The sequence below is a fragment of the Intrasporangium sp. genome, assembly GCF_035688975.1.
Classification (GTDB): Bacteria; Actinomycetota; Actinomycetes; order Actinomycetales; family Dermatophilaceae; genus CALMNV01.
This window is the reverse complement of the sequence record NZ_DASSMH010000009.1, coordinates 1-15,241: the sequence shown is the minus strand read 5'-3', so window position 1 is coordinate 15,241 and position 15,241 is coordinate 1. Positions and strand designations below refer to the sequence as shown.

The window sequence follows — 15,241 nt, the reverse complement described above, 5'->3', positions numbered from 1 at the left end:
TTGTCTGGCGGCGCAGTTGTCTGGCGGCGAGCACATGTTGGGCACCTGAAGGAGGAACGGCCCCTGGCCTGCGGACTGTTTCCGCAGGCCGGGGGCCGTTGCTCACACGTGCGCGAGGGGGGATTTGAACCCCCACGCCCTTGCGGACACTGGCACCTGAAGCCAGCGCGTCTGCCGTTCCGCCACTCGCGCGCGACAAGGGAACAGTGTGGTGCATGACCGTGCGCAATGCCAAACCGCGCAGTGCCAACCCGCGCCATGCTGACGCACCCCACTCAGGGCTGCGTGGAAGATCACACCCCCGGGAGGGGGTGCGATCTTCCACGGACGCCCACCGACAGGCCGGCACGTGGCTCCCCGCGAGATTCGGGCCCACCCAGCCCTGCCGTTACGATGAAACGTCCGCAGGATAAGGAGCCATGCGTGGGAATCATCAACCGGGTCGAGCACGGGCTCGCCAAGGCTGTCCACGGTGTCTTCGCCAAGGCGTTCAAGTCCGAGGTGCAGCCCGTCGAGATCGCCTCGGCGATCCGGCGCGCGATGGACGACCGCGCCGCGCTGCTCGGGCACGGCCGCTCCATGGTTCCCAACCTCTACACGATCGAGCTCAGCCCCACCGACTACGACCGGCTCGGCGACTTCGAGGACGACCTCACCGACGACCTCGTCGCGGCCGCGCAGGAGCACGCCGACTCGCAGGGCTACCAGGCCGCCGGTCCGCTCCAGGTGCACCTCCTCGAGGGCGAGGGGCTCGAGACCGGGGTCTTCCGGGTGCGCCCGGCGACGGCCCGGCGACCCGCCGTCGCGCCGGAGCCGGAGCCGCCGGCCCGGCCGCGCCCCCCGGCCCGCGCCCAGGACCCGGCCGGCACGATGGTCGACGGCCGTCCGCCGCAGCGGCCGGCGCGCGCCAACCCCTCCGCCCGGCCGTGGCTGGAGATCGACGGCGACCGCTACCCGCTGCTCGGCAGCATGACCACGCTGGGGCGTGACGAGAGCGCCGACGTCGTGCTCGACGACCCGGGCGTCTCGCGTCGGCACAGCGAGATCCGCGTGACCACCGACGGGCCGCACCTGGTCACCTCGATCCGCGACCTCAACTCCACCAACGGCACCTTCGTCAACGGCGACCGGGTCACCACGCAGCGGCTGCAAGACGGTGACCGCGTCACGCTGGGCCGCACGTCCGCGACCTTCCGCGCCGGGCGGCGGTGAGGCATGAGTGAGCTGACGCTCACCCTGCTGCGGCTGGGCCTGCTCGTGCTGCTGTGGATCTTCATCTTCAGCATCGCGGGGGTCCTGCGCTCGGACATCTACGGCACGCGCGTCTCGCGCCGCGGCCAGCGCCAGGCCCAGCCGGTCCAGGCCGCCCCGCAGGACGGCCGGGGCCGGGTGGCCACGGCCGCCGTCCCGGCTCCTGCCCGGGGCCGGTCCCGGGGTCGGACGGGGCGCGTGCCCACGTCGCTGATCGTCACGGAGGGTGCCCTCGCCGGCACCTCGCTGCCGCTGCGCGCCTCGGGCGTGCTCATCGGCCGCAACCCCGAGTGCGCGCTCGTCGTGGACGACGACTACGCCTCGGGCCGGCACTGCCGCATCTACGCCGAGGACGGCCAGTGGTTCGTCGAGGACCTCGGCTCGACCAACGGCACCTTCCTCGGGCGGGAGAAGCTGACCGCCCCCCGGCCGGTGCAGGTCGGCTCGACCCTGCGCATCGGCAAGACCGTCGTCGAGCTGCGGGGCTGAGCCGGTGGCCATCGCCCTGCGGTATGCCGCGCGCTCCGACCGTGGTCTCGGACCCAAGTCCCGCAACGAGGACTCCGGGTATGCCGGGCCGCACCTGCTCGTGCTCGCCGACGGCATGGGCGGGCATGCCGCGGGCGATGTCGCGAGCTCGATGATCGTCGGCGAGCTGGCCCCGCTCGATGACGACAGCGTCCCCGCGGAGCAGGCGATCCCGCTCCTCGAGGCGGGGCTGCAGCGCGCCAACAGCCTGCTGACGCGGGCCATGGCGGAGAACGCCGACCTCGCCGGCATGGGCTCGACCACGATCGTCATGCTCCGCACCGGCAACAAGATCGCGATGGCGCACATCGGTGACTCCCGGGCCTTCCTGCTGCGCGAGGGCACCTTCTCCCAGATCACGAAGGACCACTCCTTCGTCCAGCAGCTGGTCGACGAGGGCCGCATCTCCAGGGACGAGGCGAGCAGCCATCCCCAGCGGTCCGTGGTCACCCGCGTCATGACGGGCCAGCCCGAGGACGAGCCTGACACGTCGCTGCGCGAGGCGCGGGTCGGTGACCGCTTCCTGCTGTGCTCCGACGGCCTGTCCGACTTCGTCGGTGCCGACGTCATCGAGGAGATCCTGCGCGAGGCCCGCTCCCCGGAGGAGGCCGCCGACCGGTGCATCGAGGTGGCCCTCAAGGCCTCCACGCGCGACAACGTCACCGCGATCGTCGCCGACGTCGTCGACGCAGCGGGCGACGACCTGCCCTCGACCGTGCCGCAGGTCGTCGGCGCCGCCGCGGCCCGAGGGCTGCGCGAGCCGACCCGCGCCATCCCGACCAGCCCCGCGGCCAAGGCTGCCGCCCTGTCCCGCGAGGCGACCGGGCGCCGTGAGGACGACGACGGTCCGGAGCTCGCCGAGGAGGCGCCGAGGCGGCCGCGGTGGGTGCGCCTGCTCGTCGGCGTGGTCCTCGCCGTCCTCGTCCTCGCCGCGGGCAGCTACGCGGCATACGGCTGGTCCCAGCAGCAGTACTACCTCGGCGCCCGGGACGGCCGCGTGGCGGTCTTCCGCGGCGTCTCCCAGGACCTGGGCCCGATCCGCCTGTCCCACCTCGAGTCCGAGACCGACGTGAACGTGGGCGACCTGCCGACCGACGTCCAGCTCTCCGTGGGCGCTGCGATCCCCGCGACCAGCCTCGCGGACGCCCGCGACAAGGTCGAGCGGCTCCGGTCCGAGGCCGAGCGGTGCCGGGCGCGGGCGGCCACCGGCATCCCGTGCGGGACGGCACCCGTGACACCGACCACGGTCCCCACCGCACCGGCCAGCGCGACCGGCTCCGCCAGGCCGGCCACAGGCGCCTCGGCCACCGGCCCCGCCAGTCGCGCCCCGGCCTCCGCGACGGCTCCGACGGCGACGACCGTGCCGACGGCAGCGCGGGCGGTGGCGCCCCGATGATCACGACCGTCGAGCGCGTCGCCCCCCGCACGCGGCGTGGCATGGAGCTGCTCCTGCTCATCGTCGCGATCGCGATCGTGCTGCTCGCATGGGTCACCGTCGACCTCACCCGCAACGGCACCGTGCCGGCCAACATCGTGCCGGTGGCAGGCGGCCTGGTCGTCCTGGCCGGCGTCGTCCACGTCGTGCTGCGCTGGCGCGCGGCATACGCGGACCCCCTCCTGCTGCCGATCACGACGTGCCTCAACGGCCTCGGGCTCGTGATGATCCACCGCCTGGACCTCGCCAAGAACCAGGACGGGACGGGCGGTGACGCCTATCGGCAGATCGTCTGGACGGCGCTCGCCGTCGCCCTCGCGGTGGCCGTCATCATCGCCCTGCGCGACCACCGGATCCTCCGGCGGTTCACCTACGTGTCCCTGGCGGCGGGGTTCCTGCTCCTGGTGCTGCCCCTGGTGCCGTTCCTCGGCCAGACGATCAACGGCTCGCAGATCTGGATCCGGCTCGGGCCGCTGTCCTTCCAGCCCGGCGAGTTCGCCAAGGTCGCGCTCGCCGTCTTCTTCGCCGGCTACCTCGTGCAGACGCGGGACGTCCTGTCGCTCGCCGGCAAGAAGGTCCTCTTCTTCACCTTCCCGCGCGGTCGCGACCTCGGGCCCATCCTCGTGGCGTGGGTCCTCGCCCTGCTCATCCTCGTCTTCGAGAAGGACCTCGGCTCGGCGCTGCTCTTCTTCGGGCTCTTCGTGGCCATGCTCTACGTCGCCACCGAGCGCGTCTCGTGGATCGCCATCGGCCTCGTCCTCTTCGGCCTCGCCGTCGCCTTCGCGCTCGCGACGTTCTCGCACTTCCAGAAGCGGGTCGACCTCTGGCTGGACCCGTTCTCGGCCGACAGCCTCGAGCGGTCCAACCAGCTGGCCAACGGGCTGTGGGGCATGGCGGCCGGCGGGCTGACCGGCACGGGCCTCGGCGCGGGCCGGCCGTGGCTGACCTCCTTCGCCGAGAGCGACTTCATCTTCGCCAGCCTCGGTGAGGAGCTGGGGCTCTTCGGCTCGGTCGCCATCCTCGTGCTCTACCTGCTCTTCGTCGAGCGGGGCGTGCGGACCGCCCTCGGCGTGCGGGACGGCTTCGGCAAGCTGCTCGCGATCGGCCTGACCTTCTCGGTGGCCTTCCAGGTCTTCATCGTCATCGGCGGCGTCACCCGCGTCATCCCGCTCACCGGCCTCACCACACCGTTCATGTCGCTGGGCGGCTCGGCCCTGCTGGCCAACTGGATCATCATGACCCTCCTCCTGCGCATCTCCGACCAGGCCCGCCGGCCGGTCGCCGAGACGCCGGGCAGCACCGTCCCCGAGGGCGCGGCCCCGGAGGCGACCCAGGTGGTGAGGCTGTCGTGAACACCCCGATCCGGCGGCTCTCGGTCCTGCTCGCCGCCTTGTTCACCGCGCTGCTCGTGGCGTCGACGGTCGTGCAGTTCTTCCAGGCGCGGACCCTGGCGAGCATGTCGACCAACAAGCGCACCCTGCTCGACAACTACGCCCAGGAGCGCGGGTCGATCTTCGTCGGCGGCCAGCCCATCGCCCGGTCGGTCTCGGTCAAGGACCAGTACTCCTGGCTGCGGACCTACCCGAGCGGCCCGCTCTACTCCCAGGTCACGGGCTTCTACGCGTATGCCGTGGGCAACCCCTACGGGCTGGAGCGGGCCGCGGACGGCCTCCTCTCGGGCAGTTCGGACGCCCTCTTCGTGCGGCGCGTCACCGACCTCATCACCGGGCGCAAGACGGCCGGCGCGAGCCTCGACCTCACCCTCGACCCGCGCGCCCAGGAGGCCGCCGACCGTGCCCTCGGCCAGAGCCGCGGGGCCGTCGTCGCGCTCGACCCGAGGAGCGGGGCGATCCTCGCCATGGTCAGCCACCCGCAGTACGACCCCAACGCCCTGTCCAGCCACAACCTCGGGCAGGCCGCCGCGGCGTGGAAGGCCCTCTCGAGCGACCCGAGCCAGCCCTACTTCAACCGCGCCATCGGCGGCAACCTCTACCCGCCCGGCTCGACGTTCAAGGTCGTCACCGCCGCCGCCGCACTGGAGAACGGCATCGTCAAGGACGAGAACTCCTCGGTGCGCGGACCGGCCAGCCTGGACCTGCCCCTCACCGACGCCGCCCTGCCCAACGAGAACGGCCGTCCCTGCGGCCCGGGAGACCGGACGACCCTCATCCACGCCCTCGAGATCTCGTGCAACACGGCCTTCGGCACCCTCGGGCTCGACCTCGGGGGCGAGAAGCTGCGCGCCCAGGCGGGCCGGTTCGGCTTCGGCGACACGCTCGACATCCCCATGCGGGTCAGCCCCAGCTCGGTCCCGGCCGACCTCAACGCCCCTCAGGCGGCGCAGGCCGCCATCGGCCAGTTCGACGTGCGCACCACGCCGCTGCAGATGGCCATGGTCGCCGCAGGCGTCGCCAACCAGGGCCGCGTCATGAAGCCTTACCTCATCTCGCAGGTCCGCAGCGCCAACCTCGACGTCATCGACTCGGCGCCCGAGCCGCAGGAGCTGTCCCAGGCGGTCTCCCCGCGCACCGCCGAGATCCTCAAGAAGATGATGGTCTCGGTCGTCGAGAACGGCAGTGGGGCGCGGGCCCGCATCCCGGGAGTGGCGGTCGCCGGGAAGACCGGCACGGCGCAGCACGACCCCGGCAAGCCGCCGCACGCGTGGTTCATCAGCTTCGCGCCGGCGGACGACCCGAAGGTCGCCGTGGCGGTCGTCGTCGAGAGCGGCGGCGTCACCGGCAGCGAGGTGGGCGGCGGCCGGGTGGCGGCCCCCATCGCGCGGCAGGTCATCGAGGCGGTGATCCGCCGATGACGACGATCACGACCGGTGCCGTCCTCGGCGGCCGCTACGCCATCCGGTCCCGCATCGCCTCGGGCGGCATGGGCGACGTGTGGGAGGCGACCGACGAGGTGCTCGGCCGGCCGGTCGCCGTGAAGGTGCTGCGGCCCGGGCCCGGCCAGGACGGCGGCTTCCTCGCGCGCTTCCGGGCCGAGGCCCGTCACGCGGCTGCGCTCTCGCACCCCAACATCGCGACGGTCTACGACTACGGCGAGGACGACGGCACGGCATACCTCGTCATGGAGCTGGTCCGCGGTGCTCCGCTCTCCGACCTCATCCGCGAGGGGGCGCCCTTCCCGGCCGACCAGGTCCGCGCCCTCGTGGGGCAGGCGGCGCTCGCGCTCGCCGCGGCCCACGACGCGGGCGTGGTGCACCGCGACGTCAAGCCGGCCAACATCCTCGTCACCCCGGACGGCACGGCCAAGCTCACCGACTTCGGCATCGCCCGCGCCGGCGACGGGAGCGGGGTCACCGTCACCGGCGAGGTGCTGGGCACGCCGGACTACCTCAGCCCCGAGCAGGCCCTCGGCCAGCCGGCGACCGGGGCCAGCGACCTCTACGCCCTGGGCGTCGTGGCCCAGGAGATGCTGACCGGCGCCAAGCCCTTCGACATGGGCACGCCGGTCGCCACCGCCCTGGCGCAGGTCAACGACGCCCCGCCGCCCCTGCCGACGTCGGTGCCGGGTGACCTGCGCGATGTCGTGGCCGCCTGCCTGAGCAAGGATCCGGCAGACCGGCCCGCCGACGCGCGCTCCGTGGCGACGTGGCTCGGTATGCCGGTCGGCGCGGACGCGACCGTGTCGGCCCTCGCCGTCATCGACCCCACGAGCCGGCTCCACGGCGTGGGTGCCCACTCGGCCGAGCCGACCCCGTGGTGGCGACGCAGGGGACTGCTCTGGGCGGCCGCGCCCCTGGCCATGCTGCTGCTCCTCGGTGGCTTCGCCGGCGGTCGGATGCTGAGCCCGGCCGCCGTGGCGACACCGACGACGCAGCCGGGGACGGCGGCGACGGCGACCCCCCACGGGACGGTCCGGGTCCTGACCGGGCGGGGCACGGGCGCCACGACCGGTGCGCCGACGCGGCGCGCGACCGCCGCGGCCCCGACGGGTGGGGCCAAGCGCGGCGCGGCGCGGGCGACGCCGGCCCCCGCGCGGACCACGAAGGCAACCGGCAAGACCAAGCCCAAGGCGCCGGCACCCACCCCGACCTCCAAGGGCAAGGGCAAGTGATGCACACCGAGACCGAGACCGACGAGCGCAGGACGAGAATCACGTGGCACCTGAGGACCGACCCACGACCCATCGAGCAGAGGGGCGGAGCGTGAGCACGACTCCCCGCGTACTCGGCGGCCGCTACGAGCTCGCCGAGCTCATCGGCCGGGGCGGCATGGCCGACGTCCACCTGGGGCGGGACACCCGGCTCGGCCGGCAGGTGGCCATCAAGATGCTGCGCTCCGACCTGGCCCGGGACGCCAACTTCCTCACCCGGTTCCGCCGGGAGGCCCAGTCCGCCGCCGGCCTCAACCACCCGTCCATCGTCGCGATCTTCGACTCCGGCGAGGACGAGCTCATCGACCCCCAGGGCGGGCGCCACACCGTGCCCTTCATCGTCATGGAGTACGTCGACGGGCAGACCCTGCGCCAGCGGCTCGGAGAGGTGCACCGGCTCTCGCCCGAGGAGGCCATCCGCACGACCGAGGGCGTGCTCGATGCACTGGCCTACAGCCACCGGATGGGCATCGTCCACCGAGATATCAAGCCGGCCAACGTCATGATCACCTCGACGGGCACGGTCAAGGTCATGGACTTCGGGATCGCCCGGGCCATCGCGGACACGGCCGCCACCATGACGCAGACGCACTCCGTGGTGGGGACTGCGCAGTACCTCTCGCCCGAGCAGGCGCAGGGCCAGCCGGTCGACGCGCGCTCCGACCTCTACTCGACGGGCTGCCTGCTCTTCGAGCTGCTGACGGGTCGCACGCCCTTCACCGGCGACTCGGCGGTCGCCATCGCGTACCAGCACGTCGGGGAGGCGCCGCAGCCGCCGAGCGTGTGGAACGACGCGGTCGGCGGGGACCTCGACGCGGTCACCCTGCACGCGCTGGCCAAGGACCGCGAGACCCGCTACCAGGACGCGGCCTCCTTCCGCGCCGACCTGGAGAACGTCCGCCTCGGCCGACCCATCAGCGCCGCGGCGCTCGGGTCCGGCGCGGCGGTCGGCGCCGCGGCCACCCAGACCCTGCCGGCGGCATACGGCACCGCGGGCACGCCCACCGCGGTCCAGCCCGCCGTGGGACGTCGACCAGCCAACACCGCCGGTATGCCGGCCGTCGGTCACGAGGTGCGCGAGGACGAGCGCCGCGGGGGTGGCGGCCGGGTCGCGCTGGTCACGCTGCTCGTGCTCGCGGTCCTCGCCCTCGCCGGCTGGGGGGCGCTGCGGTGGTTCGAGGCCCAGGCGCCCGCGGTCGTGCAGGTCGCCGTCCCGTCCCTGAAGGGGATGAACCAGGAGCAGGCCGAGTCGGCGCTGCGGCAGCAGAAGCTGCAGGGCAAGGCCACCAAGGCGGCCAACGAGGCGCAGCCCGGGACGGTCTTCGACCAGTCGCCGTCCGCCGGGGTGCAGGTGGCCCAGAACAGCACGGTCCAGTTCTCCGTCTCGACCGGCCCGGACTCGGTCGCGATCCCCGACGTGACCGGCTTCAACCAGGCCGACGCCCGCAAGGCGATCGAGGACGCCGGCCTCTCCGTGTCCAAGGTGCAGGAGGTCAACGACCCGGCACAGGACAAGGGCAAGGTGGTCTCGACGACCCCCGGCGCCCGGCAGACGGTCGCCAAGAGCAGCGGTGTCGTGCTCAACGTCGCGACGGGCAAGGTGGAGGTGCCGGATCTGGTCGGCCGCGACTGGGCCGTCGCCGCCAACAAGCTCGACGAGCTGCGGCTGACCTACAAGAAGGAGGAGGTCGACTCGCGGGACAAGCCGTCGGGCACCGTCCTCGAGATGTCCGACGTGAACAAGGCCGTGGACTTCGGCACTCAGATCGTCGTCAAGGTGGCCCGCACGCCCACGCCCCAGCCGACGACGGCCACGGTCACGGTGACGCAGCCGCCGCCGACCGCCACGACGTCGGCCCCCCCGACGCCCCCGGCCTCGCCGACGACCACCCGCTGAACCCCCAGACAACTGCGGGGCCAGGTATCGCTATAGCGATGTCTGGCCCCGCAGTTGTCTGGGGACGGGCTGGCTGTGGGCGGCGCTGGGCGGCCCGTATGCCGCTGGGGTGACCTGCGGGGTGCCGGGTCCCGGGACGCGACCGGCGCGGCTCAGGCGGCGCGGCTCAGGCGGCGCGGCTCAGGCGGCGCGGACCGCGACGCAGACCTCGCAGCACGGCGTCAGCGTGCCCGTCCACCCACGCCCCCGCAGGACCTGCGCGATTTCCGCGGCCACCGCACAGGGATCGTCGATGATCTCCCACCACATGTACCGCAGCGTGACCCAGCCGTCCACGGCAGCCGCCCGGTCACGACGCCGGTCCCGCTGCATGCCATCCCCCTCATGCCCAAGCCGCCCGTCGACCTCGATGATGACCTTCCACTCCGCGAAGCTGAAGTCGCGGCGCAACCTGCCTTGAGGCGTGCCGCCCGGAGCCTGCAGCACCGACGTCGGCAGTCGGTGCGGGCGCTCCACGCGCTGGACGTAGCGGATCTCGAGCAGGCTCTCGGCGCCGTGCTTGATGTCGCCGAAGGCGGCCTCGAACAGCAACCGGCCCCTGTGCCGGTGCCGACCACGCAACGCCTCGGCCAGCGCCTCCGCCGTGGTGAGCCCCCGCTGCGCCGCCTTGGCCGCCAGGCCGATCGCCGCCGCCGCGCCCATGGTGTAGGTCAGGTCGAGCACGGTGTGCTCCACCGTGGTCCGCGGGGGAAATGGTGTCTCGACCACCCGCTCCTCGAACCTGCTCGTGCTGCGGACCCGCACCTGCCGTCCGGACCCGGTCGTCGCCCCCCAGGGCACGAGCAGCTCGATCCGGTCGGGCATGGGCACGAGGCCGTAGTGGTGGGCCGCGCTGCGGTAGGCCAGCGCCGCGGGGCCACTGCGACCCAGCACCGCGGCAGCCGCCCGCGCCTCCCACGACACGTCTCCCGTGTGCGTGAGGTAGAGGCCGCTACCGAGCGACGTCCAGCGCCGCGATGCCAGCCGCCAGGTGATGGCGGCCGGCGTCAGGCCCGCCGCCAGGGCCTGCTGGCGGCTCACCACGCCCGACTGCCGAGCGGCGAAGTCTTCGATGTCCACCCACCGATGGTGACGGCATACCGCCGTCCCGCCGCGCCGTTATCCACAGGCCCCAGATATCTGGGGGGCCAGATAGCGCCCTGGCGATACGTAGGCTCCCAGTTGTCTGGGGCGGGGAATCAGACGGCGGCCGAGACGAGCGGGCTCAGGCCCTGCGAGCGCCCCACGGCGCCCTCGTCACCGCACAGGGTGAGGAAGTTCGCGAGCATCCGGTGCCCACCCTCGGTGAGCACGCTCTCAGGGTGGAACTGCACGCCGTGGAGCGGCAGGTCGCGATGCCGCACGCTCATGACGATCCCGGACTCGGTGTGACCCGTGGCGACGAGCTCAGCCGGCAAGGTGGCCGGGTCGATGGTCAGCGAGTGGTAGCGGGTCGCGGTGAACGGCGACGGCAGCCCCGCGAGCACCCCCGTGCCGTCGTGGTGCACGAGTGAGGTCTTGCCGTGGAGCAGCTCGGGTGCCCGGTCGACCGTCGCCCCCGCCACGACCCCGAGCGCCTGGTGCCCAAGGCACACGCCGAACATCGGCGTGCCCGTGCGCGCGCACTCCCGGATGACCTCCATGGAGACACCCGCCGCCTCGGGCGTCCCCGGACCCGGAGAGACGAGCACCCCGTCGTATGCCGCGACCTCGGCGGCCGAGACGGCGTCGTTGCGCCGGACGTCGCACTCGGCGCCGAGCTGCTCGAGGTAGCCGACGATCGTGTAGACGAAGCTGTCGTAGTTGTCGACGACGAGGATCCTGCGGGGGCGGCTCATGGCGGTCTCCGGTCCGGTGGCTGCGCGGAAGGGCGTGCGGCCCGTCCCGGACAAGGGTAGATCAGCCGCGGCGGCTGCCCGCAGCCGTCACCGTCGTCCCCCGGACCGGCGCTCGCTCAGCGCACCACCGTCGCATGCGCGAGGTCGACCGAGCCCGAGTAGGCCGGGAACTGGGCCTGCGCCTCCGTGGTGACCTGGTAGCCCAGCCCGACGGCGTCGACGTACTGGCGGTAGATCGCCACGGACGGATCCCCGTCGAGGCTCGCCTGCATCCGGGCGAGGTCACCCATGGCCTTGATGACATAGGGCGGTGAGTAGACGCGCCCCTGCAGGATGAGGGTGTTGCCGACGCACCGGACGGCGCTCGTGGAGATGACCCGCTGGTCCTGGATCATCATGGCCTCGGCCCCCGCGGCCCACAGCGCGTTGACGACGGCCTGCACGTCCTGCTGGTGCACGACGATGTCGTCGCCGCTGAAGCCCTCCGGGAGCGAGTCCACCGAGCGGTGTGCGTCGTCGAGGGTGACCGCGAGCGCGGGCCCGCGCACCGGCGTCGTCGCGGCCGAGGCGGCCAGCGCCGCCGCCTGGGCGGTCAGCGCGCCGAGCCGCCGGTCGAGCGGAGCGCTGGCCCGGCTCAGCTGGTCCACCTCCCGGCGCAGCGCGTCGAGGGTCCGCGCCTGCTGCGCGACCCGCTCGTTGCCGGCGAGGATGAGCTGGGGCAGGTCGCGGTCGGCCCGCAGGTCGTTGCCCTGCGCGGTCGAGAAGCTCATCGCGAACATCAGCCCGGCTCCGGCGGTCACGACGGGCACGACGAGCGACCACCGGCTGCGCAGGCGCGGCCTCAACACGGGCGGCCCACCTCGATCCCGGCACGACGAGTGTCAACTACGCTGGTCACGATCCATTCTCACCCAAGGAGCCGCCGTGCCCGAGTCCAGAGGCCGCGACCACGCGTCCGCGGCATACACGCCGCCGCCGGCGAGCAAGGTCCGCGAGCCCAACCCCGCCTGGTGGGCGCCGGCGTTCACCGTGCTGCTCGTGGTCGGCCTGCTGTGGATCGTCGTCTACTACGTGTCCGAGTACAAGTACCCCATCGCCTCCATCGGGGTGTGGAACCTCGGCATCGGCTTCGTCCTGCTCATGAGTGGCTTCATCATGACGATGCGGTGGCGGTGAGCGGTATCCACAGGGTTGTCCCCAACCTGTGCGCAAAATGACACGCGTGTAAGTACATCCACAGCCTTTCCCCACACTGTGGACACCGCGCCCGTATGCCGGGACGCCCGCGGCCCGCGGCGCCGAGCTGGCCCGACGCTGGCCCGGCGCTGGCCCGACCCTGGCCCGACCCTGGGCAGGCGCACCTGCTCAGCCCGCGGTGAAGGCCGTGAGCTCCCGGATCATGGGCGGCACCGTGAGGTACTTGACCACAGCCATGGCGACGAGCACGAGCAGCACGGCGCCGAGCGAGGCCCAGGCGAGCCGCGGCATGCGGCGCCGGCGCGCCACGACGACGGCACCGGCGCACGCCAGGCCGGTGACGAAGCCGCCGAGGTGGGCCTGCCAGGAGATGCCCGGGTAGAGGAATCCGAAGACCGCGTTGATCGCGAGGGTGGCGTACATGCCGGACGACGACCGCCCGAGGTGCCGGTTGAGCACGAGGAGCGCGCCGAAGAGGCCGAAGATCGCCCCCGAGGCACCGACCACGCCGGTGAGCCAGGCATCGTCCGCACCGGAGCTCAGCCCCTCCACGGTCGGGGAACCGGCCAGCAGCGTCACCGCGACCTGACCGCCGATGCCGCTGATGAGGTAGAGCGCGGCGAACCGGGCCCGGCCGAGCATCGGCTCGAGGTACTGCCCGAGGGTCCACAGCGCGAACATGTTGAACGCGATGTGCAGGAGCATCTGCGGTGAGTGCAGGAACGCCGCCGTGAGGAAGCGCCAAGGCTCGGTCCACCCGAGGTAGGGCGCGAACGCGAAGCGGTTGGTGACCGAGCTCGAGCCCAGCTGCCCGATGTAGGCGAGGACGCAGATGCCGATGATCGTGTAGGTGACCAGCGGCCGACCGTCGGTGGCACGGCCGCCGAAGACGGACGTGACCGTCGGCGCGGTGCGCGCCGCCTCCCGCACGCAGTCCACGCACTGGATGCCGACGGCTGCCGGGCGCTGGCACTCCGGGCAGGCGGGCCGACCACAGCGCTGGCACCGGACGTAGGCCTCCCGGTCCGGGTGCCGGGCGCACACGGACGCGCCGACAGGCTGGCGGCCCGCCTCCGCGGGGATCGGGGGCTGGCCGCCGGCTGCGTCGTCGGACACGCTCGTCTGCCTTCTGGTCGGGATGGGGCGGGGTCAGTCCTCGACGGTCACCGAGGTGATGACGACGTCCTCGCGGGGCTTGTCCTGCGCCCCGGTCGGGACGGCCGCGATCTCGTCGACCACCTTGCGGGAGGCCGCGTCGGCCACCTCGCCGAAGATGGTGTGCTTGCCCTGCAGCCAGGTCGTCGGGGCAACGGTGATGAAGAACTGCGAGCCGTTGGTCCCCTTGCCGCCCCGCTTGCCCGCGTTGGCCATGGCGAGCATGTAGGGCTTGGTGAAGTCCTTGTCCGGGCTGATCTCGTCGTCGAAGGTGAAGCCCGGTCCGCCCGTGCCGCGGCCCACCGGGCACCCTCCCTGGATCATGAAGCCGGGGATGATGCGGTGGAAGACCAGGCCGTCGTAGAACGGCGTCGGGCTGGTGCGACCCGCGTCGTCCCGGTAGTCCTTGTCGCCCTTGGCCAGCCCGACGAAGTTCTCGACCGTCTTGGGCGCCTGGTGAGGGAAGAGCTCGACGGCGATGTCGCCGTGGTTGGTGTGCAGGGTTGCCTTCATGCGGCCAATCCTTGCACGTATGCCGCCGGGCCCGGCGGTGGCCGGGGACGGCAGCCGCGCGCGGCGCGCGCCTTCCCTGTGGCTGCGCCGCGTGTCCGGACTTGGCAGGATGGGTAGGGACACGAGGACCCAAGGAGGACTAGATGTTCTGGACCCGGACCCGTTCCGACCACCTGGAGGCGGCCGCAGAAGACCTCGAGGCGGCGGCCACCGAGGCAGACGCCGCGGCGAGCGAGGACGTCGAGACGCGGGCGGCCCACGACCGCCTCGTCGCGCTGCGCGACCAGGCGGCAGCCGCAGCCGCGGCGGCCGAGGCCGCCCGCGTGAGGCTGGCCGCCGCCCGAGAAGCCGCAGGCCCGGCGCTCCATGGGGCCACGGAGCGCGCCAAGGTGCGCCTCACCGCGGCCAGGGACGCGGCGACGCCGGTCGTGCACGACGTCGTGGAGCGGGCCAAGCCCCACGTGGAGGCCTACCAGGCCAGCCTCAGCGAGGCGGTCAAGCCCAAGGTCGGCGCCGCCCTCGCGAGCGCGGCTGCCTCCCTGGCCCACGCCGGCGAGCACGCCAGGGTCGCTGCGGCACCTGCTCTCGAGCAGGCCCTCGAGACGGCCCACGTGGGCAACGCCCGCGCCAGGGACGCACTGCTCGTGCTGCGCGGCGAGGCCGTGGCCAAGCCGGTCCGCCGCGGCGGGGGCAGGGCCAAGTGGCTGCTCGGCATCGGCCTGCTGGCTGCGCTCGTCGCCGCCTTCGCGGCCTTCCGGCAGAAGCAGCAGCGGGCGGACGACCCGTGGGCGACGCCGCTCACCGACGGCGCCGCGCAGCCGTCCTTCAAGGACAAGGCGGTGGGGACGGTGAGCCACGCCAAGGAGGCGGTCACCGAGGCGGCGAGCAAGGCCGCCGAGAAGGGCGCGGGTCTGGCCGAGACCGCCAAGGAGGCCGCCGTGGGGATCGCCGCGAGAGGGCAGGCGGCCGTCACGGAGGCCAAGGACCGCTCCGCGGAGGGCGAGACGGCGCCGGACACGCAGTCGTCGCTCGACGCCGCGCTGGCGAGCCCGGCTCTCGACACCGGTGAGGTCACCGCGGTCGAGGGGATGCCCGGCTCTGACGCCGTGGACGGCCTCGGGCTCGACACGGGCCTGGATGCCAACGCGGAGGCCGAGCGGGCCCCCCTGAGCGGCGACTCCCCGATCGACGTGGCGGGAGACAAGGACCGCGGCGACGCCTGAGCCCCCCCCCCCAGATATCTGCGGGCCTGGATATCGCTATATCGATATCCAGGCCCGC

14 protein-coding genes and 1 tRNA gene are annotated in these 15,241 nt (G+C 73.0%); 9 read left to right on the top strand and 6 right to left on the bottom strand.

All coding sequences use genetic code 11. The features are described 5' to 3' along the window. Nucleotides 1-109: 109 nt before the first annotated feature. A tRNA-Leu gene (locus VFJ94_RS00890) sits at nt 110-192 on the bottom strand. Between the two features lie 231 nt (nt 193-423). Here VFJ94_RS00890 and VFJ94_RS00885 point away from each other — a divergent pair. The 7 genes from VFJ94_RS00885 to pknB all read left to right on the top strand — a co-directional run bounded on the left by VFJ94_RS00885 (nt 424) and on the right by pknB (nt 9,218). Beyond that, nucleotides 424-1,212: a DUF3662 and FHA domain-containing protein gene (locus VFJ94_RS00885; protein ID WP_325002279.1), complete on the top strand. Its 789-nt coding sequence runs from the start codon at nt 424-426 to the stop codon at nt 1,210-1,212. 3 nt (nt 1,213-1,215) lie between these two features. Further along, nucleotides 1,216-1,740 carry an FHA domain-containing protein FhaB/FipA gene (locus tag VFJ94_RS00880; protein ID WP_325002278.1) on the top strand — a complete coding sequence of 175 codons (525 nt, stop codon included), beginning with the start codon at nt 1,216-1,218 and terminating at the stop codon, nt 1,738-1,740. A gap of 4 nt (nt 1,741-1,744) precedes the next feature. Next, the gene (locus VFJ94_RS00875; RefSeq protein WP_325002277.1) at nt 1,745-3,175 is read left to right on the top strand and encodes a PP2C family protein-serine/threonine phosphatase; all 1,431 of its coding nucleotides are present in this window, start codon (nt 1,745-1,747) and stop codon (nt 3,173-3,175) included. Next, on the top strand, nt 3,172-4,566 hold the full coding sequence (locus VFJ94_RS00870) for an FtsW/RodA/SpoVE family cell cycle protein (protein ID WP_325002276.1): 1,395 nt from the start codon (nt 3,172-3,174) through the stop codon (nt 4,564-4,566). The genes VFJ94_RS00875 and VFJ94_RS00870 overlap by 4 nt, the downstream gene beginning before the upstream one ends. After that, nucleotides 4,563-6,026: a peptidoglycan D,D-transpeptidase FtsI family protein gene (locus VFJ94_RS00865; RefSeq protein WP_325002275.1), complete on the top strand. Its 1,464-nt coding sequence runs from the start codon at nt 4,563-4,565 to the stop codon at nt 6,024-6,026. Before VFJ94_RS00870 ends, VFJ94_RS00865 begins: the two co-directional genes overlap by 4 nt. Continuing rightward, the gene (locus VFJ94_RS00860) at nt 6,023-7,282 is read left to right on the top strand and encodes a serine/threonine-protein kinase (protein WP_325002274.1); all 1,260 of its coding nucleotides are present in this window, start codon (nt 6,023-6,025) and stop codon (nt 7,280-7,282) included. The genes VFJ94_RS00865 and VFJ94_RS00860 overlap by 4 nt, the downstream gene beginning before the upstream one ends. Before the next feature lie 91 nt (nt 7,283-7,373). Then, entirely contained in the window at nt 7,374-9,218 is a 1,845-nt protein-coding gene (pknB, locus tag VFJ94_RS00855) for a Stk1 family PASTA domain-containing Ser/Thr kinase (RefSeq protein WP_325002273.1), read from the top strand. A 180-nt stretch (nt 9,219-9,398) separates the two neighbouring features. On the opposite strand, the gene VFJ94_RS00850 is transcribed toward pknB, so the two are convergent. The 3 genes from VFJ94_RS00850 to VFJ94_RS00840 form a co-directional block, all read right to left on the bottom strand. Beyond that, nucleotides 9,399-10,337, bottom strand: coding sequence for a type IV toxin-antitoxin system AbiEi family antitoxin domain-containing protein (locus VFJ94_RS00850; protein ID WP_325002272.1), 939 nt, complete (start codon nt 10,335-10,337; stop codon nt 9,399-9,401). Nucleotides 10,338-10,456: 119 nt separating this feature from the next. Further along, complete coding sequence (locus VFJ94_RS00845; RefSeq protein WP_325002271.1) at nt 10,457-11,095, bottom strand: aminodeoxychorismate/anthranilate synthase component II; 639 nt, start codon at nt 11,093-11,095, stop codon at nt 10,457-10,459. A 116-nt stretch (nt 11,096-11,211) separates the two neighbouring features. Continuing rightward, the gene (locus tag VFJ94_RS00840; RefSeq protein ID WP_325002269.1) at nt 11,212-11,943 is read right to left on the bottom strand and encodes a DUF881 domain-containing protein; all 732 of its coding nucleotides are present in this window, start codon (nt 11,941-11,943) and stop codon (nt 11,212-11,214) included. Nucleotides 11,944-12,019: 76 nt separating this feature from the next. Between VFJ94_RS00840 and VFJ94_RS00835 the strand changes: the two genes are divergently transcribed. Next, complete coding sequence (locus VFJ94_RS00835; protein WP_325002268.1) at nt 12,020-12,271, top strand: cell division protein CrgA; 252 nt, start codon at nt 12,020-12,022, stop codon at nt 12,269-12,271. A 189-nt stretch (nt 12,272-12,460) separates the two neighbouring features. Here VFJ94_RS00835 and VFJ94_RS00830 read toward each other — a convergent pair whose 3' ends face one another. Further along, nucleotides 12,461-13,408, bottom strand: a complete 948-nt coding sequence (locus tag VFJ94_RS00830; RefSeq protein WP_414654528.1) for a rhomboid family intramembrane serine protease — start codon at nt 13,406-13,408, stop codon at nt 12,461-12,463. 33 nt (nt 13,409-13,441) lie between these two features. Next, nucleotides 13,442-13,960, bottom strand: coding sequence for a peptidylprolyl isomerase (locus tag VFJ94_RS00825; protein ID WP_325002267.1), 519 nt, complete (start codon nt 13,958-13,960; stop codon nt 13,442-13,444). 143 nt (nt 13,961-14,103) lie between these two features. Between VFJ94_RS00825 and VFJ94_RS00820 the strand changes: the two genes are divergently transcribed. Continuing rightward, the gene (locus VFJ94_RS00820; RefSeq protein WP_325002266.1) at nt 14,104-15,183 is read left to right on the top strand and encodes a hypothetical protein; all 1,080 of its coding nucleotides are present in this window, start codon (nt 14,104-14,106) and stop codon (nt 15,181-15,183) included. The last annotated feature ends 58 nt before the right edge of the window (nt 15,184-15,241 follow it).

What these genes read in the sequence shown, in the direction of transcription:
- VFJ94_RS00880 (WP_325002278.1), top strand. Translation starts at nt 1,216, where the DNA reads ATGAGTGAGCTGACGCTCACCCTGCTGCGGCTGGGCCTGCTCGTGCTG.
- VFJ94_RS00870 (WP_325002276.1), top strand. Translation starts at nt 3,172, where the DNA reads ATGATCACGACCGTCGAGCGCGTCGCCCCCCGCACGCGGCGTGGCATG.
- VFJ94_RS00860 (WP_325002274.1), top strand. Translation starts at nt 6,023, where the DNA reads ATGACGACGATCACGACCGGTGCCGTCCTCGGCGGCCGCTACGCCATC.
- VFJ94_RS00845 (WP_325002271.1), bottom strand. Translation starts at nt 11,095, where the DNA reads ATGAGCCGCCCCCGCAGGATCCTCGTCGTCGACAACTACGACAGCTTC.
- VFJ94_RS00825 (WP_325002267.1), bottom strand. Translation starts at nt 13,960, where the DNA reads ATGAAGGCAACCCTGCACACCAACCACGGCGACATCGCCGTCGAGCTC.
- VFJ94_RS00820 (WP_325002266.1), top strand. Translation starts at nt 14,104, where the DNA reads ATGTTCTGGACCCGGACCCGTTCCGACCACCTGGAGGCGGCCGCAGAA.